Annotated in this window: 14 protein-coding genes and 1 pseudogene; 3 read left to right on the top strand and 12 right to left on the bottom strand. The window is 48.4% G+C overall.

What is annotated here, in order from left to right; all coding sequences use genetic code 11:
• Positions 1–138: 138 nt before the first annotated feature.
• The 6 genes from MHI45_RS22575 to MHI45_RS22550 all read right to left on the bottom strand — a co-directional run bounded on the left by MHI45_RS22575 (position 139) and on the right by MHI45_RS22550 (position 7,304).
• Positions 139–1,860 carry a helix-turn-helix domain-containing protein gene (locus MHI45_RS22575; protein WP_341119477.1) on the bottom strand — a complete coding sequence of 574 codons (1,722 nt, stop codon included), beginning with the start codon at positions 1,858–1,860 and terminating at the stop codon, positions 139–141.
• 30 nt (positions 1,861–1,890) lie between these two features.
• Positions 1,891–2,667, bottom strand: a complete 777-nt coding sequence (locus tag MHI45_RS22570; RefSeq protein ID WP_341119476.1) for an IucA/IucC family C-terminal-domain containing protein — start codon at positions 2,665–2,667, stop codon at positions 1,891–1,893.
• A gap of 1 nt (position 2,668) precedes the next feature.
• Entirely contained in the window at positions 2,669–3,745 is a 1,077-nt protein-coding gene (locus MHI45_RS22565) for an ABC transporter substrate-binding protein (protein ID WP_341119475.1), read from the bottom strand.
• A gap of 259 nt (positions 3,746–4,004) precedes the next feature.
• On the bottom strand, positions 4,005–5,165 hold the full coding sequence (locus tag MHI45_RS22560) for a cobalamin-independent methionine synthase II family protein (RefSeq protein WP_341119474.1): 1,161 nt from the start codon (positions 5,163–5,165) through the stop codon (positions 4,005–4,007).
• Positions 5,166–5,426: 261 nt separating this feature from the next.
• On the bottom strand, positions 5,427–6,476 hold the full coding sequence (locus MHI45_RS22555) for a Fic family protein (protein WP_341119473.1): 1,050 nt from the start codon (positions 6,474–6,476) through the stop codon (positions 5,427–5,429).
• Positions 6,477–6,572: 96 nt separating this feature from the next.
• Positions 6,573–7,304 (bottom strand): CPBP family intramembrane glutamic endopeptidase, encoded by a 732-nt coding sequence (locus MHI45_RS22550; RefSeq protein WP_340894893.1) that lies wholly within the window; start codon positions 7,302–7,304, stop codon positions 6,573–6,575.
• Positions 7,305–7,453: 149 nt separating this feature from the next.
• Between MHI45_RS22550 and MHI45_RS22545 the strand changes: the two are divergent.
• Positions 7,454–7,683, top strand: a pseudogene (locus MHI45_RS22545) (hypothetical protein); the annotation flags it as partial.
• Here the strand turns inward: MHI45_RS22545 and MHI45_RS22540 are convergent.
• A complete protein-coding gene (locus MHI45_RS22540) occupies positions 7,679–7,990 on the bottom strand; it encodes a YbjQ family protein (RefSeq protein WP_038585821.1) in 312 nt (103 codons plus the stop codon). The pseudogene MHI45_RS22545 and the gene MHI45_RS22540 sit on opposite strands and share 5 nt — an antisense overlap.
• Positions 7,991–8,281: 291 nt before the next feature.
• Here MHI45_RS22540 and MHI45_RS22535 point away from each other — a divergent pair, with 291 nt between their 5' ends.
• Together MHI45_RS22535 and MHI45_RS22530 are read left to right on the top strand one after the other, a co-directional pair.
• Positions 8,282–9,016 carry a response regulator transcription factor gene (locus MHI45_RS22535; RefSeq protein ID WP_340894897.1) on the top strand — a complete coding sequence of 245 codons (735 nt, stop codon included), beginning with the start codon at positions 8,282–8,284 and terminating at the stop codon, positions 9,014–9,016.
• Positions 9,013–10,752 carry a sensor histidine kinase gene (locus MHI45_RS22530; protein WP_340894900.1) on the top strand — a complete coding sequence of 580 codons (1,740 nt, stop codon included), beginning with the start codon at positions 9,013–9,015 and terminating at the stop codon, positions 10,750–10,752. Before MHI45_RS22535 ends, MHI45_RS22530 begins: the two co-directional genes overlap by 4 nt.
• A 305-nt stretch (positions 10,753–11,057) precedes the next feature.
• Here the strand turns inward: MHI45_RS22530 and MHI45_RS22525 are convergent, their stop codons facing one another.
• The 5 genes from MHI45_RS22525 to MHI45_RS22505 all read right to left on the bottom strand — a co-directional run bounded on the left by MHI45_RS22525 (position 11,058) and on the right by MHI45_RS22505 (position 17,012).
• Positions 11,058–13,472 (bottom strand): restriction endonuclease-like protein, encoded by a 2,415-nt coding sequence (locus MHI45_RS22525; protein WP_341119472.1) that lies wholly within the window; start codon positions 13,470–13,472, stop codon positions 11,058–11,060.
• Positions 13,444–15,633 carry an McrB family protein gene (locus tag MHI45_RS22520; RefSeq protein WP_341119471.1) on the bottom strand — a complete coding sequence of 730 codons (2,190 nt, stop codon included), beginning with the start codon at positions 15,631–15,633 and terminating at the stop codon, positions 13,444–13,446. Before MHI45_RS22520 ends, MHI45_RS22525 begins: the two co-directional genes overlap by 29 nt.
• Before the next feature lie 34 nt (positions 15,634–15,667).
• On the bottom strand, positions 15,668–15,814 hold the full coding sequence (locus MHI45_RS22515) for a hypothetical protein (RefSeq protein WP_341119469.1): 147 nt from the start codon (positions 15,812–15,814) through the stop codon (positions 15,668–15,670).
• 85 nt (positions 15,815–15,899) lie between these two features.
• Complete coding sequence (locus MHI45_RS22510; protein ID WP_341119468.1) at positions 15,900–16,367, bottom strand: nuclease-related domain-containing protein; 468 nt, start codon at positions 16,365–16,367, stop codon at positions 15,900–15,902.
• Between the two features lie 147 nt (positions 16,368–16,514).
• Positions 16,515–17,012, bottom strand: a complete 498-nt coding sequence (locus tag MHI45_RS22505; RefSeq protein ID WP_341119467.1) for a hypothetical protein — start codon at positions 17,010–17,012, stop codon at positions 16,515–16,517.
• Between the last annotated feature and the right edge of the window lie 512 nt (positions 17,013–17,524).

Here is a 17,524-nt window from a genome sequence, read left to right as displayed (position 1 = left end):
ATATATTCACAAATGGTATCATAGCACAAATGTTCGTATGTGAGAAGCTCAAAAACACCTGCCAATGACAGGTGCTTGTGAATTAATAACAAATTTATTCAGTGGCTCCGCACTAAGCTGAGGTTCCTTGGCTGCCGCTCAGGCCAGCAAGGCGCGGGCCACCTGATCCACAATGCAATTGATGCCTGTCGGTCCATAGCAGCCGATCCATGTAGCGGCATCCACCGGATATATATGCTGCCGCCTGTCTGCATCCAGCATGCCCCAGACGCTTTGCTCTGTCACAGATATTCCCTCCTGCATCATCTCGTTGCTAAGTAAAAAGTAGTGGTTAGCATGCACAGCCGGTAGTCTGTCGACTGAAATATGATAAGCCGTGTCGGAGGTGTCTGCGACAAATAGCGGAGCAGGCAGACCAAGGTCCCGGTACAGCACGGCGCCTGTGCGATGAGAGGCAGTATGTACCCGAACCACTGACTCACGCGGGCGGATCAGAGCCACGCTTTTACCCGCCAGTACCGGGGCAAGTTCTTCTGACAGTAATGCCGTCCGGTGAATGTAATCTGTAATAATACGTTCCGCCTCCGCCCGTTTGCCTGTCAGTTCGCCGAACAGGCTCAGAATTCTCTGCCAGCTCTCATTACGCTTAAACATTATAGTTGGAGCAATCCGGCTTAAGCGTTCATAGTGCTGATCATGCACCTCGGTACAGATAATCAAATCCGGCTGCAGCCGTTCCACAGCCTGCAGGTCCGGGTACTCATAGGTTCCGAGCATTTCCGTTGCCTTAAGCCGGTCCCTGATATATGGGGGGAAATTTAACGCCGCACTGCCCAAGCCTACACTTCCTGCCGGTAGCATCTCAAGCGCAAGCAAATGGTCAGCATATTGAACGTCGAGTACGGCGATTCGCTGCGGAGAAGAGGTAACGCAATATTCGCCTCGCATATGGCATATCACCGTTCCCTTCAGCGATTCGTACGAGCAGGCCAAGCGGTCCGGCAGCCCGGAACAAGCGGAGAGCGAACCGGTCCCGGAAGCGGCAGTGCGCCTGTAGAGCTGTGGGGGAACTCCATAATATTTCTTGAACGCTCTGCTGAAGTAATACATGTCGTGGTAGCCTGTTCTTTCAGCGATTTCGCCGATGGGAGCGTCCGTATGACGCAGCATCCGCTCTGCATTCTCCATCCGCAGCTGGATCACATATTCCATCGGTCCAAGCAGCTTCTCCTGTTTGAACCGCCGCTGCAGCTGTCTCGCACCGCATCCGGCAAGCGCAGCCAGCTCTTTAAGCTTCAGCTCCTGACGATAATGCCCCGCTATATAGGCAGCTACAACATCCACCATGTCCGGCTCTGCACCGCCCCGGCCGCGTTCATGCTCCATAATAAGCTCATACAGCACTCCTTGCAGCAGCGCATTGGCATGGAAACGCTCCAGCCCCTCTCCACGGCTCCATTTGGCTACAATCTTGTCCGCCGCCTGATGCAGCTCCGCCGGGAGCACAGGATAGTGAACAAACGAAGTGCGCAGCGGGTGATTACGCTGCGGGAACAGAACATGGGCGGCTCCCGTCATAGGAATTGCCTTGTAGATAATAACGGTATAATGAATGTTTTCTGATCCGGCAGTCAAAGTAAAAGCTGATCCCTTGACAGCGTGACAAGCAAAAGAGGCCCGGATATGGCAAACTTCACCATTCATCACAAGCCCCCCTTCTCCGCCGCCTGCCAGCAGCAACAGATTGGCTGTCAATCCCGTTTCGCTCATAACACCGCCAGGCGGCAAAGTACCGCTGCGCACGTCAAGCGTCTTGATTGTCGTATCACTCCATAAACTTGCCTGCTCTTGCAGCGGCATTTCGCTCATCTCCTGACAATGTTTCTATTGTCATTTTAATTGAGATTCATTCTCATTGTCAATTTTCGGGCACTTTACGCAATATTCTCCTGACATCCGGTAATAAAAGCAGCAGGTGATGCGCTTGTTCTTCGCAACCTGAACCAGGTCATTATTCTCTGTAAAACGGGTAAACGGATTCCGCCTTTCACCAAACAGTTGCCCGGGGGCCATCCGGGTCAGGAACGTAAAATCTGCATTCATCCGTTGCCTTTCTTGTCTGGATTCGTCTGCTCCAGGAGAATACAGCGGAGCAATACGCACCATAATATTCTCCCAAAGCACCGCTATAGAGACGGGGCCAATGGCGGCAAGCGTCTGCAGCAGCGGCGCAAGTCTTACCGCAAAAATCTCCTCTACGACCTCTTCCCGCCACACTTCCCTGTCTTCCGGTGGCGATGCTGCCCGAAGTCCGTTCAGCGCCAGGAAAGGAAAAGGTGTATCCACTTTAAAAGCCGGGGAAGCCGGATGATAAAGGAAGCTGTTGTCCAGCGGGAAGGAGACTTCCCGATTATGAAAGGTCATAGCGGTCAGCAACGGCGCGATCCACAGATAGCCGATCCGCTTGGCCAGCATAGAAGCGGCAACCTGCATATCCGGCGCGCCGATATAATCCTTAAGCCAGCTTACATATTCACGGCATGCAGCTTCTTCATACAACTGGCTCAGAGCAATAGTACGGACGCTGCCTTTAGGCGGCTCACCTAGCCACAGCCGGTATTCTTCCGCCATTTTCTTCCAGGATACAGACGACAGATAGTTGTCCATTTCAATGCGATCCCAGCAGCGCTTCCGAGGCCTGATCTACGATAATGTTGAGAGCAATGGGACCATAGTAAGCGATCCAGAGCGTTGAATTCACGTTATATGCACGGTTATTCTTGACTGCATCAAGGGATTTCCAGACCGGACTGCCCGCCAGAGCCTCTGCCTCTTTGGCAAACAATTCATCCGATAGCAGGAAATAGTGATCTGCTCCGATATCAGCGACTCTCTCCATCGAAATTTCTACGGAGGTGTCATCTTTAATCTCCTGAACGAATGCAGGGACATTTAACCCCAAATCCTCATAAAGAATGCTTCCGGTCCGATGCTCGGGACCATGTACACGAATACCTTCCGGTCTCGGGCGAATCAGCGCTACCGTTTCGTCGCCCAGCTTCGCCGACAGCTTCTCCCGCAGTCCGACGATTTTGTCCTCGTAAGCCTGACGCACTACCTCCGCCTCCGCCTGCTTGCCTGTTATCGTACCGATGGTAGCCAACGTATCCCGCCAATCCTCGTAGAAGTCGAGTACTATTGTAGGCGCAATTTTACTGACGCTGTCATACACCTGCTCCTGAAAGTCGGTCATCAATATAAGATCCGGATTCAACGCCACAATAGCCTCAAGATTGGGCTCATCGCGTGTACCGAGGACCTTCACCTCACCCAGTTGGTCGCCTAAATATTCTGGAAACTTGGCGTCCTTCCCTCCAGCCACAACGCTGCCTGCCGGGTGCTCACCAATCGCTATCAATTGATCGACAAATTTCACATCAAGCGCAGCAATCACCTTCGGCTTCCCGGTCAGCGTATATTCGCCCTTCATGTGCTGGATGGTAACCGGGAAGGCTGCAGCAGCCTGCGCCTCCGGCGATGTCTGAGCCTGTGTTTCAGACGCTGGAGACGGCTCGGCTGAAGCTGCAGCAGACGGCTGTGCGGCTGTGCCTGCATTGGTGCCCCCTCCATTGCCGCAAGCCGTCAGCACAAGTACCAGTGCCAGCATCCATACCATTAATGGTCCACATTTTTGGGCGGCGTTTATCCTGCTGCCGGTTGCCTGCCTCTTTGTTGCTCTGTTCATGCTGACTCCCCCTTTTGTATGATAATGATTTTCATTATCATATTATATAAAGCGAGTATAATCGATCAACACACTCCGTTTCCATGTACTTTTGCGACATTGCAGCCGGATTAATGCGACATTGTGTTCCATAGGAGCATGCTTCCTTTTACACAGTATCCCTTCGGGATTCCGATAAGCCAATATAAAAAGACTGCCGACAATACCTTCGACAGTCTTAAGGAAGGGGACCTGCTCCCCTCATTAACTAAGTTAAATATTAATTACCCCAATATTGCTGGGCAATCTGTTGTCCTTGTGTAATCTTCGCCCACTGTTCATCTTCCGTTAATTCATTGCCGCCATCACAGGATGCAAACCCGCATTGATGAGAAAGTAATAATCTATCCTTGTCAATAATTTTCGATGCTTCATCAAGCATTTGAACTACACGGGCCTCATCGTCAAGCGTACTGGTCTTAGAAGACAACAATCCAAGTACAATTTCTGTATCAGGCTTATCTTTGAACACCGCAAGCGCCTCAAGGGAGCCTGCACGGTCATCATCCCATTCCAGGAAAAAGCGGTCGTATTTCAACTGCTTCAAGAACAGATTAGCAATTTTGGCATAGGAGCCACCACCCATATTACGGGAATCATAGTTACCACGGCAGTTATGAGTCCAAATTTTGAGGCCTAAGCTATGACCGAAGTCAATGATTGTATTGTTAATGTCAATAAATTCTGTAGCTAGAGCCTGTACTTCCTCTTGATTGATATTCTCGCCGGTATATGGAGAGTTCGGGTTATCATCTGCAAATAGCTCCCATAAGCAATCGTCGAATTGAAGGATTTGTCCTCCAGCAGCAGCAAATTCCCCTACAAAATCCTTATAAGCCTTAACCAGACCGTCTTTAAGCTCATGTCTGTCCTTATAAACCGCTTCTGTGCCGCCAATGTTATCCGACCACGATAACTCACCAAAAATATGGGATGGAGATGGTACGCACAGCTTGGTTTCACGGTCGCCTGCAAGGGCTTGAAGTTTCTTAAATACATCAATAAAATGATGGTTCTTTCCACCTAATTCACCTGTGATGCGCAAACCAATATCTTTTCGAGTCTCATATTTCGAAGCCCCATCTGTATCTCTGAAAAAATATCCATGATCCGCTATATAGCGGCTAATTCCTTGGAAGCCCCAGACAAAATCCAAATGCCACATAGATTTAGAATGTTCTCCATCCGTAAGAATGGACAAACCATTATTAATTTCTTTATCGACTACAGCCTGAATCGCCTCAGCTTCACACTGCTCATACCCTTGAAAATCCTGGTAGAAGGGGTAGCTGATATCATCACGATGTTCAATCTGCTGTTTATATTCTAATAAATTCGACGGACGCAACAGGCTGCCTACGATTTGAAATCTATTGCACATGTAAAATCCTCCTCTATTCTCACACATCTCTTTCTCTTGTGTTTAAATTCTAGCATGGAGGACTTAGAGGTACGTAACACTTAAAAATGATATCTGGTTATAGTCAAAAAGTATAATGAGTGTCTTAGCTTTCTAAGGTTATCAAATAAATAGCTATTATAGCCTTCTTAAAGGCGAACTATATAAACAACAACCCGAACTTAGAAAAGTTCGGGTATCATAACCAATACCGCAACGGATTCCACATGCCTTGAGCGGTTATCACGGAAGACGCTTCAATTCCGGAAAGAAATAAGCAACCTCCGCTTCATATCTGTCCTGTGCCGACAGGCAGGTGTCCAGCAAATATCCTTTTTCCGAAGAGTACTCCTTCAGGCCGCGGTAATAAAACAGCTTATACTCATGGTCGATGATAAAGGGGAGTATACCATTTTTCAAACATTCCTTGAACAGGATGATCCTGCCGACACGACCGTTTCCGTCCTGAAAAGGATGGATGCTTTCAAATTCATGATGGAAGTCTACGATGTCCTCAAACGAAATTCCGGGTTTTTGGTGATACATGGTGAGCAGCTTCCCCATCGCGCTTGCCACTTTTCCCGGAGCAGTTGTTTTCATATCTCCTACCACATTGGGCCTGACTTTGTAATCCCCCACGCGGAACCAGTCTTTTCTTTCATCTGAAGTATTTCTTTTTAAGATTCTATGGAATTCCTTGATCATTTCTTCGGATAAGTCTTCATGTGCAAGGTTCAACATATAGTCAAAGCAGGCGAAGTGGTTTACCGTCTCAATAATATCGTCAACACTTGCTGTTTCTTCAGGTTCTACGTTTATTGTGTTGGTTTCAAAAATATATCGTGTCTGATCCTCAGATAACCGACTGCCTTCGATCCGGTTGGAGTTATAGGCAAGCTTAATTTGGGTCTGATGGTACAGCCCTCCTTTAAGCCCCATCTTCATTTCTTCCTGTAAGAGCTCTATTAATGTTTCATATTTCATCCACATTTCTCCCAGTAAATTCAGAATGATTCCATGAATCTTAACAGTCAAAATAGCCTTACCTATTGTTATCATTATAGCATTCTCTATTGTAAAATATGCAGTTGTGCAAGATTCTGTCTGAGCTTCTCCACATCCGCGAATTCCGCGAGTTGGATTGAACTCCTTGTAAATTTGAGCCATTGGAGACTCCGCATATTTCTCGTCAATTAAAGGCTTTTTAAATTGTGCCTCCGGATTATCCCAGCCAAATTGTTCATGCAAGCCATATAGATAAATTCTCCCTGCACGCCCGACGATGATGAGCACTACATCTATGCTAAAACGCTACGATCATAGACAGCCACGGTCGCGCGCAGCTGACCGAGCTGTTTGTCTCTGCCACGATGTCTCAAGAAATTAGATCTATAGCGTAGAATAGTAGAGAAGATTGAGGCCGTTATACACGATATGCACCACGACCCCGGGCCAGATGGAACCCGTCTTGCGGAACAGTATACCATTCAGGATGCCGACCATGAATGCGTCGAACAGGATGACGTTGAATCCATGAACGACGCCGAAGATCGCAGCGCTGCCAACCACGCCGGCCCATGCTCCGTAACGGTTCAGCGCATTGGCAATAACGCCACGGAATACAAACTCCTCGCCGAGCGGCGTGAGGATAGCGCCAGTGATAAGCAGAACGAAGAGTGAGAGCGCGCCACCTTGCGCTGCCGTCTGGAAGTCCGCTTGGTTGTTCAGCTCGGTGATGAAGTGAAAATACACCCCCTCTATAACGAAGCATCCGCCGAACGCGACAACACCGAGGGCGGCTCCCACAAGCAGCCATTTCCGTTCGATCGCCCGGAAACCGAAAGCGCGCAGATCGCGAACCCGCAGGGCGTAGGCTGCGAACAAGGCGGCGAGGCCAACGAGACCATTGCCTACACCCCCGATGTTAATTCGGAAGATGGCCTGCTCGTCAGGGATTTGCGACATCCAAAGACCGAGCATAACAATGCCGATCAGATAGAGACCCAGTGCAGTTAGGGTCTCTGGCCAGCCAGGTCGGGCTTGGGGCATAGTGGACGTGGAAGAGCTAATTACCTCCATGAGTTCCTTTTCAGTTTCAGACAATTTTTGAACATTTTTCACGGGTGTACACCTCTTTGCATCGTTATGCGTAGATAACGACTTATTTAGTATATAAGTTGATACGCTAGAGATTTCAGAGATTATCGGCAGAACGGAACGAACGGTCTATAAATATTTGCGGCTGACGAAGGAACAGCAAGAACAACTGAAGCAGACCATCGTATCACCTATACGCTAGCTCGGTGGATGAAGTCAGGCAACAAGCCTTCACAGAAGTAACTTTTCCTACTTTGAAAAAAGGTTAATGGACGAGAAAATCGCTCACTTGCTCTTCAAAGATGAGTCGATGATCCGCGATTACCAAGCGCTTCAGCATACGTGGTTTCTCAAAGGCAAGCAACGTGTCATCCAGACAACAGGCAAACATCGTGGTGTTAAACGATCACGGCCGTCCCGCTTACGGCAACCATCAGCATGCCATCGCGAATGACTTCATAATCAATGTCGACTCCGACAATCGTATTAGCTCCCATCCCTGAAGCTTTCTGAGTCATCTCAGCAAATGCCGTATCTCTCGCTTCCTGAAGCTTGCCTTCGTAAGCGCCCGAACGCCCCCCTACGAGGTCGGTAATCGAAGCCTTAAAGTCTCTGAATACGTTGGCTCCTATAATGACTTCACCGGTGGCAATGCCCAGATACTGCCTTATCGGGGAACCTTCAATAGTTGATGTAGTGGTTATAATCATAAATTATCCTCCTCAATTGGCCTGGCTATAGGGTAATACTTTTGTTGCTGTTTTCCGCTTCAGGCCCCAACCGGCCTTTTTCGGATGACATGAATACAACAAGAGCGGCGGTGACTAGGGACGATCTTCTCATAAACCAATCCTTTGTATGTTCGAATAGCTTTCTCACCCCTATCCTACCAGCCCCAATGAAACAGAACCTAAACGGATAGACAAACATCAGCTTAATTTCACTCCCGCCGTTTAGGTTCTGTTAAAGTGATTATGCTACTATGGAAATGGGTGAAAACAATGACAAATCTATCCGATTTTAAAATCGCAATCGTCGACGACGAGCCTTCGATTGTCACGATGCTGCAAATGGTGCTTCGCAGGGAAGGGTTTCATCAGCTGTACACGGCCTCCACCTGTGCGGAAGCTCTCGATTTAGCGAAGCGTGAAGCCCCCGATATCCTCCTGCTCGACATCATGCTCCCCGACGGCAGCGGCCTGGAGCTCTGCTCCAAGCTCCGCAAATACGGGAATCCGCATATTTTGTTTCTGACGGCCAAGGCTTCCGATCTCGATGTCCTGCGAGGCTTCGCTATGGGCGGGGACGATTATATCACGAAGCCCTTCAATCCTCTGGAGGTGGCCGCAAGAATTCAGGCACGCATACGCCGACTGGAGCCAGAAACCTCGACGTCCAGTCCGGCGAAACGGCCCGATCCGGGGATTTATCGGTTTGGCCGCTTCACCGTCAACGAGGTGGAGGGCGAACTAATCGTGGAGGGACAGCCAGTTCCTTGCCCCGCGCAGGAATTCCAGCTGCTGCTGCACTTCTGTAAGTTTCCCGGCATCGTATTTTCCAAAACACAGCTCTACGACAAGGTTTGGGGGATCAACGGACAGGGCGATGATTCGACGGTAATGGTGCATATCCGGCGCATCCGAGAGCGGATCGAGATCGACCCCGGTAATCCGAAGCTGCTGCTTACCGTACGCGGGCTTGGCTACAAGCTGGTGAAGGAGCCGCAGGAGCGATGAAGATCCAACAGCGCATGGCCTTCCACTTCACGTATCAATTGATTTTTTATGCCCTGCTTATGGTGGCTATTACTCTGGTTGCCTGCATCTTGTTTTTCCAGAACATGACGAGTAATGAGATACGCCGGAACTTTCCGGTTGGCGTCCTGCAGCAGATCGCTCAAGAAGCTCATTACAAGGACGGGACGATTCAGATCTCCCCCGAGTGGGACAAGCTCATCGAGGAAAAAGGCATGTGGCTACAGGTTGTCAGTGCCGAAGGAGAGGTGATCTACGCCGTCAATACAACTCCGCATCATACGCTGCCGGCCTCCTACTCCATCGCTCAACTGCTCGATATCCAAGAGACACGGACGTTTGGGACGTATGCCGTACACACTCAGCTTAATTTTGCTTTTCAAGACCCGCTTCTGTATATGCTGGGCTATCCTAGTCCTGACCTTGACCAGCTCGTTGCCTGGTTTCATGCCTACGGGCAGGATGGGATCGTGCGTAGCGAAGCGGTTTCCCACTTGGACCAGCGGCTGCGCAAAACCGGCAGCTATCTGCAGGTGATCGACCCCGAGAGCCATATCGTACAAGGCATCGGCGATGGAGCATACGTGCAGAAGGCGTATCGACAGCTGGATATCCTGGCCATCCAGCAATCGCCCGGCAACTATGACACGAATATTGTCGCCCATCGGGACAAGCTGAGCGGAATGACGTGGATTCTCTATACACCCCATGCAGCGGGAGCCCCTCTGAAGCATCCTGTGATGGAAAAGGCAACGCGTGGACTCGTCCGGATTACAGTTCTGATCCTGCTCTTGGCGCTGCCGATCTCCATCTGGCATGGCTACCGCTACGGTCAGCCGCTGATTCTGTTCGCAGGCTGGTTCGAACGTATGGGCCGGGGACAGTACGACCAGGTACTGACCGCCAAGGACATGCGCAAGGTATTCCGCCGCAACGGCATGATGCGCATCCGCTACAGGCTCTATAAGGAAGTGATTGAATCCTTCTATCAGATGACTCATCAATTGGCTCAGATCGAGAAGGAACGCGAGAGGCTGGAAAAGGCGCAAGCGGAGTGGATGTCAGGGATTTCCCACGATCTGCGCACGCCACTGGCCACAATTCAAGGTTATGGGTATATGCTGGAGAGCTTGCCTGAGCAATGGAGCCAGGAGGAGATGCGCATCATGGGCTCGACGATCCGGGAAAAGGGGGATTATATGCTGGAGCTGATCTCCGACTTCTCATTGATTCATCAGCTCAAGCAGGGCGATTCGATCATGAAGTTTCGGGAGATCGACTTGGTTGAGCTGGTGCGCTGCTCCGTACTGAAGTACGTCAACGACGCCATGATGTCTGAGTATCAGTTTCACTATGTTGGGGAGGATTGTCCCTTGCTGATACAGGCCGATGAAACCTGGCTGATGCGGTTGATGGACAATTTGCTGTCCAACGCCGTGAAGCATAACCCGCCTGGCGTGATTGTCAACGTCTATGTCGGCAGGATGAACGACAAGGCATGCATACGAGTAATCGATAATGGCAAAGGGATGGACGAGGAAACGCTGCATCATTTGTTCAATCGCTACTACCGGGGAACGAATTCCGATGAATCGACGGAAGGATCCGGGCTCGGGATGAGCATCGCCAAAACCATCGTGGAAGCGCATAGCGGCGAAATCCAGGTAAAATCCAAAGTGTGGCAAGGCACGATAATTGAGATCTTATTGCCCAACTGAGCGTTTGGCTGGGAATGATTCTTCCCTGTGTAAACGCTCAGCTGAGCAAAATCAGGACACCGCTCTTTCTCATCTCTAGGGGGAGACTGATCTGTAAGCATAATTGTAAGCGGCCCCCCCACCCATAAGCACGTATAATATCAAAAAAACTGCAGTCTCCAGTATGTACTCCCAACATTGAACACGATTCCACATGTGTGGAGTAAGCAGAGTCAACACATACAACAACAAATTAACGGGAACGTGCAGCCATCACGGTAATCAGGAAGCTGCTGATTATCATGATGATTTGGCCTCCCGTTACTTCAAATATTCCGAACCTCCACAACCCTCCCTAAATCCACATACTGCTCATGATCCAGTTTCACCTTTACTTTACCCCTGCGGCGTTTCTCACGCCATTCGCGAATATCTTCCTCCGTTTCTAAACGGAGCTCTGCAATCTCCAAGGCCCGGTCCAGGATATACTTACTGGTATAGAGCACCGTATAAATCCCTTGTCCTCCCAGCAAGACAGGCGCCGCTAACTGCTGCCAGGCCTCAATCGTGAAGCGTATATACAGCTCTTCTTCTGTACCCGGGCGAGAAGGAACCTCCTTGATCTCCTTACGCCGCAGCACCTTCCAATCGGCTACTTTCCCAACCCAATGAATCCCCGTTTTCGCAGGATCATAGAATTTTTTTCTGGATTGGCACATTGCCACGTATTCGATCTGAGTGAGGATCTTTACATCTGAAAGATTTTTTAATGGCATATGATAAAAAGATTTCTGCAACGCCACCTCCACTTGCTCCGGTCCGCGCACAGAACCGACCAGCACATTCTTGCCCGCAAGCTGATTGGCATAGTATTCTCTCGTCCCCCGTGGACGTGTGGAGCGCTCAAAAGCTTTTTCCGGACTATCCCGGATAATCTCATCCAGGAATTGCTCCACCAAGCTTGTAGAATTCGGTAAGAATGGTAACGCGCCGATATTTAATAGCTCAATGCTTTTGTAAAAGTGGTGGGCTTTGTACCGCTCCTCATCCGGATAGGGAAACAACACATACGCCCCAAACATGCTTCGCTCATATTCCCCTGAGCCTTTTTCCTGATACACAATCGCGTCCCGATAGCGGTGCATCGTGTTGATGTCATCCTCTTCCGGCCCAGGCTGTCCATACGTCCGATGATAGGAAGTCCCCTCATAGGCAGGGTTTAAGCGATACTTGGCATCGAAGACATACTTGTACTCTTTGATTGTGCCCGCATCCTTCTTCTTCAGGGTTAGCACATTATCCGGGCGCTGATTAAGCGTTGGAGTCTTGTCCGTTCCAGGAATCGCATTATAATACAGGATGAACTGCTCCCCGTTGACCGGATTCTCATAGACCATCTTGGCGCTCTGCGAGCGATCCAGCGTAACAAAAATACCGTTCCGATTCACCTTAATAATATCCTGCTTCACCAGCTTATACTTCTGCCCCAGGAGCTGATTCAGCTTCAAGAAGCACCAATACTCATAGAGCTGAGCAACATCCTTCATAGATAAGCGGAACAGGTCGCCTTGGATAGACAGGCCTTTAAGCAGCATCAGATAACAGCGATAGACCTCGCGGTATCCAGGGGCCATCTGCAGCACAAGCGTAACGGACATCTGCTTCAGCACTCCAGCCTCACGCAAGAAATCCATCTTGAGCACCCGCTCTAGCTGAGTGAGCATGGCGTCTAACCTTTTGATAAGTAATGGATCTGGGGTTCGGCTGTTCATCTTCCAGCGACCCTTGAGCTCCTTCAGCTTCCCATGAATACGTTCCAGCATCCAGCGGATGAACCGATTCTCATTAGTATCATAAGCGAGCCGTTTACGTGTCTCTATTAAATGTGTAGCTGTATAATTCCGGCTGCCGATTGTTAAGAATCCATGGTTCGTATCTTCTCTCAATCGTTCGGGATGTTTCGTGAGCTCGCGGATATTCTCTCTCCCTGCTTTTTTGACCCGATTGGCATCCACGAGTCGGCGATCCTGGAGCAGCGCGTAATTAGGATTCTTGTTAATCCGCTCGACGGCATCCAAGAGCTGTCTAAAGACATGCTGTAGTATGGTGAAGAACTCCGTCAGGCTCTGATGCTGCGTCTCCCGCAGGCCTGTTAGTTGGTAGGTTCGGCGCAAAAAATCAAAGGCCAAATTATAAATCTGCGCGTTTACTTCATTCAAAATATTCTGGTAATCCAGCTTGTAATCCATCTTGGAGGGGAAAATCTCCATTTCTACCCGCAGTAAAGTCTGTCCCGCGCTTCGGACCTCCCACTCCGTCAAACCAACCTCATTCCCAAAGTTCAGAACACCCGCAAGAATAGAGTCCCCTAGAGGCTTAACCGCCTGCCGCAGCAGCACATTCTCATGATAAAAAGAAAGGCTATCCGTGCTCTTATTCTGGATAACCAATTCATACGACTGTGTCTCATAAAAACAAGGAAATACCGACTCATTCGGCTGCCACTCCACCATCCCGCCCAGTTCAGGTGAGAAGACTTTGATCTGCACATTACCCAGCCGTTCGGAGCAATCTAGCCCAAGCTGTGCACTCACCCACTCCTGACTAGAAGAACGATGAAGCTGCAACGTCTCTACCGTAGGATGATAGGGACGTCCTTGAAGAAAAAGCGTAAAAAGCTCCGTTTCTACACGGAGCAACTCGGCCGCCCCATTAAGAGAGCCAGAATGAGGTGAATCCATCTTCCTCCAGCCTCCTGAGCATAAAAGCCAATTTACGAGCAGTTTGCGGATGTTTGGCCGTAGGCGGAGTTTGGCCAGCAGCCCATCTCATATAGAGTGGAGTAGCATCCTCTTTGAGTTCTTCAATATTTACCGTCACGCCAGCACCACTACCAATAGCACCCTTAATCAAGCTCAACAGAACTCGGCGAACCGAGGAGTGGCTCCCTTGGATGCGCGGCAGTATCTTTTGCAGCAGCTGCCAGTCAAAGGCTTCTTCCTCACTCATCAGCTTGAACCGATCGTTATAAATCATATAAAAGCAAATCGCATCCCGCACCCGGAAGCCCACATGAGCATGAATATCCTCAAGCAAGGCATTGATCTTAACCAATCTTTCTGTCGTCCGGACAACGAGCTCTTTGTTGACATCATAGGCATCTACTAGCTGCAAATAATCGGAGCGCAGGAAAAGATGATTCAGTTCGGCAGCGTCAAAGCTATCACTAGCCTCCACCTGCTCATCCAAATCCGGATACTGCTCTAGATTGATGTAATTGAACTCTAGGGTGCTTGCGCGGTCGAGTACTTTTTTGCTAAAAGGATGTGTGGTCTCGTCCATGTTCACCGTCCCGATCAAGAACACATTCTCCGGGATGCCAAGACTGCCATACTCCTCTTGATCCTCAGGCGCATCCAGCAAAGTTGGAGAGATAAGGTCCTGCGTCGTAATCTTTTCCTCTCGCCACTCCTGTGTTTCCATAACACTTAACAGATCACTGAAATAATGCTCCACCCGTGCCAAATTCATCTCATCCAGGCAGATAAAATAAAGCTTATGCTGATTCTCCGGCTTCCGCGCATCCACGAGCACCTTCGTAATCGGACCCGGCTGAAACCTCCCCGAGAGGTCCTTGTACCCCAGCAGATCCGCAGGATCACTCCAATCCGGCCGGACTGGAATCAAGGTAAACTGACCATTATCCCTCGTTGCTCCAAGCGCCTCCGCAAAGAGCTTCACTAGCCGAGTCTTTCCTGTGCCCGATATACCTGCCAGGATGACAAAAGGCTTGGCCTTTAGCGAGAGGTAGAAGTTCTCAATCAGGTGCTCAGGGAAAAAGAAGCCTTGGCGGCGGATGTGGGATTGGATTTGGTGGAGTAATGTTGTAATCGTAGAATCTGACGGCGGTAAAATAGAAATCACCTCATGCGAGCTCTCCGTATTGGAGGCAGCCTCATCTTGATCTAGAATGGTAAAATCGGGCCAAGTCATCTCTGCCGTGAGCGATTGAAGCATTTGAAGTCCTTGTCTTGAAAAGCGGAACAAATACCCTTGATTCACACCGCCTCCAGAATGAAGCGGACCTTGGGTTAAATTCAGTTGCATAATTTGCTGATTAAACTGTTGTATCCTAATAGGCGGAATAAGTTCCGCATACTCCGATCGAACCAATCGTCCTTCTTCTTGCCAGCTCGTATTGGCCATGGAGCCTGGTTTAAGTGCTTCCACTGCAGCATTTGTTACTTGGCTAACATAACGAATAGCTTTATTTGAATAATGGAGGATGATATCTCCTTGTTTAACTTCCTTCATTGTCTCCCAATGATACAGTTTTCGTCCTTGAGTATTCAGTAGAGGCGCCCATAGAATCCCCTCTTCCTTCTCTGCTTGAATGGTAGTTCCCTGGTTTACCCACCATACATTAGGCTTCGACTTATACGTTATAAACTCTAAACGGTATTCGAAAGGAACTCCTGTCGCAAAGAAATCTATGTATTCAGCTTGATCTTCAGGAACGACAACCTGGGGTTTCTTCGCATCATCTGCTAGTTGATTCGTTCTCTCTTGCATAATGTAGGAGTATGAATGCTTGAAGGTTTCAATTAACAAATCCTTCAACGTTTGATTTCCATTATAGCGGAGTTGAAGAGCTTCCCTGCTAGCAGAAACTTGATCGCTTTTAACTAACGCAGCCTCATAGTTCCTATCCCCATAGATGAGCTTAACCTCTCGTCTATCACCTAGGTTAGGCTGTTGACCATGATTAGCTTCCAAAAAATCCGGATGAAACTCAACAGGAATTTGCGTGCCGTCACGAAAGATGGAAAAGTCCACTTTTTTGCGGCCGATTAGCTTAGGAATCTCGGTATCCTTCCACCAGCTTCGTAGTTGTTTGATCATTTCAGTTAACTCCCTTAGTCCTATGATAGGTAACTTACAGGTGCTTCTCGGTCTTTTGCTTTATTCTCTGTACATGAAGCTTGCGGATCTCGGCATCGGTGATATTAGCCTGAACCAAATGATCGTATATGGTTTGGGCCTGCGCCGCAGATATAGGAGATTCAGGAGTTCCCGTTTTCAAGCTGATCAGCTTCCTAGAGATAAACTCACTTAGTTCCACATCATAGACAACCAGTTCGTCCGAGTGGATTTTCCGAAGCTCCGGATCAATACTGAACCCGACATCTCATCGTGAATGAAACCATAGAGATGAATTTCACTGCGGCTACACCTTTTAACAGGCTCTCGATGGCCTTGATATGTCCATAGTTTTGCTTCAGCGGATTGTACATCTTGTAACGGTTGCTGACTGTCCATTGTTGATCCGTTCGTCCACCTTTAATTTCTCCATTGTAGTTTTTCGTCTCAATGACAAATAAGCAATACGGGGAAATAACAATATGATCAATCTGGGTATAACCTGTTCGAGACTTGGGATTAGGGAGCAATAGATCGGTTAACGATTTACACTCCTTAGGTAGCTGGTCAAGTTGGATATTGATTTTATGCTCGCCTAGCTCTCCAATTCGTGTGGCAGTAACCTTCGGTTTCGACTTAGGAGTTGGTGCCTTACGCACAGTCTGTGGCGGCTTAGTGTCGGACTTTTTGAAGAGAGATAATAGCGCTTTAAACATAGCAAAACCTCGATATCAACTAGATTTACAATATGTATGGTAATTCGACAATATGGGAATGTATTCCTTCCAAACATGCACACAAGAAAAAAGGACTGTCGCATGGACAGTCCCAACATAAAGTTAACGCATACCTTGGATTCCCTCTTAATCTGAGAGAACAGAAGGAACAGCAAATGCATTAGCAAGCTGCATTCCATCCTTGAGCCCTTGTAGATATAGACGTTCATAAAGAACGGATTGCTTTAAAGAAAGCTTATCCTCCCAATACTCAAACTCTGGCTTACGTGCAATATCCATGGAGGCAAACAATGCTTGAAAAGCTTTGCGCTCTGCTTCAAAAGCTTGTCTAGGCTCGGATTGATGTTCAATCAGTGCACTCACCTCATCCAATCGACCTTGAATCGTTTGTATAAACCATGCTGGAAAACTCACCACATCTCCTCCAAGACAGAAGTTTAAACGAAACGCATGTGAATATCCGTTCTTTTCTTGATACATCTGATTAATAAGTTCATCCACTCTACGACTCTGAACCTGAAGTGCCTCATTGGTGCTTAACGGAATTCCCTGCTCCAGTGACTGCTGCCCGAGTTCATTCAACTTGCGCTTCTCCTCCTCATATTTGTGCGTCAGATTGTGCATTGCATCCTCACCTTTCTGGCAGAGCTATTTTCATTAGCTAAGCTTTTCAAATGGCTACAACTCGCACTCCAATGAAATTCTTGTCACCCGGAGACTCTTTTCGATGCTTCATTTCGGTATCACCTCACAGTATAGCCAAATTGTATGCGAAGAAAATGTTATTTTATTGCGAATATCGAATTAAATTAAAATAAACTAATGGACGTATTAGAATTTCTATACCCATCTATAGAAAAGAGAATTCATTTCCAAGTTGCAAACCTTCGGCTTAGACATTAGCCCAACCAGTTTATCAAGATTGGAAGGTCAACATAGACTCGTGCAGGATTATGAGTGGTTGCTATTTCGAAGGCGTTGGAGGTTTCTGTTGGGGAGTTGTTGGGGGAGAAATAAATGAGCCCCCTTAAAACACGTATTTTTCTTTACTATGAAATTCAAGAGGCTCTTTCGTATTATTAGGTCAGCCAGAAAATTAACTTGGATCTGAAAATATGGAATGATGCAATGGAAAC

Source organism: Paenibacillus sp. FSL H3-0321, assembly GCF_038002865.1.
Lineage (GTDB): Bacteria > Bacillota > Bacilli > Paenibacillales > Paenibacillaceae > Paenibacillus_AQ.
The sequence above is the reverse complement of the archived record's forward strand: the minus strand, read 5'-3'. Positions and strand labels throughout refer to the sequence as shown.

Coding starts and splice junctions, on each gene's coding strand:
- MHI45_RS22530 (WP_340894900.1), top strand. CDS start 9,013: ATGAAGATCCAACAGCGCATGGCCTTCCACTTCACGTATCAATTGATT.
- MHI45_RS22560 (WP_341119474.1), bottom strand. CDS start 5,165: ATGTGCAATAGATTTCAAATCGTAGGCAGCCTGTTGCGTCCGTCGAAT.
- MHI45_RS22505 (WP_341119467.1), bottom strand. CDS start 17,012: ATGCACAATCTGACGCACAAATATGAGGAGGAGAAGCGCAAGTTGAAT.
- MHI45_RS22510 (WP_341119468.1), bottom strand. CDS start 16,367: ATGTTTAAAGCGCTATTATCTCTCTTCAAAAAGTCCGACACTAAGCCG.
- MHI45_RS22570 (WP_341119476.1), bottom strand. CDS start 2,667: ATGGACAACTATCTGTCGTCTGTATCCTGGAAGAAAATGGCGGAAGAA.
- MHI45_RS22535 (WP_340894897.1), top strand. CDS start 8,282: ATGACAAATCTATCCGATTTTAAAATCGCAATCGTCGACGACGAGCCT.
- MHI45_RS22565 (WP_341119475.1), bottom strand. CDS start 3,745: ATGAACAGAGCAACAAAGAGGCAGGCAACCGGCAGCAGGATAAACGCC.
- MHI45_RS22520 (WP_341119471.1), bottom strand. CDS start 15,633: ATGATCAAACAACTACGAAGCTGGTGGAAGGATACCGAGATTCCTAAG.
- MHI45_RS22525 (WP_341119472.1), bottom strand. CDS start 13,472: ATGGATTCACCTCATTCTGGCTCTCTTAATGGGGCGGCCGAGTTGCTC.
- MHI45_RS22540 (WP_038585821.1), bottom strand. CDS start 7,990: ATGATTATAACCACTACATCAACTATTGAAGGTTCCCCGATAAGGCAG.
- MHI45_RS22575 (WP_341119477.1), bottom strand. CDS start 1,860: ATGCCGCTGCAAGAGCAGGCAAGTTTATGGAGTGATACGACAATCAAG.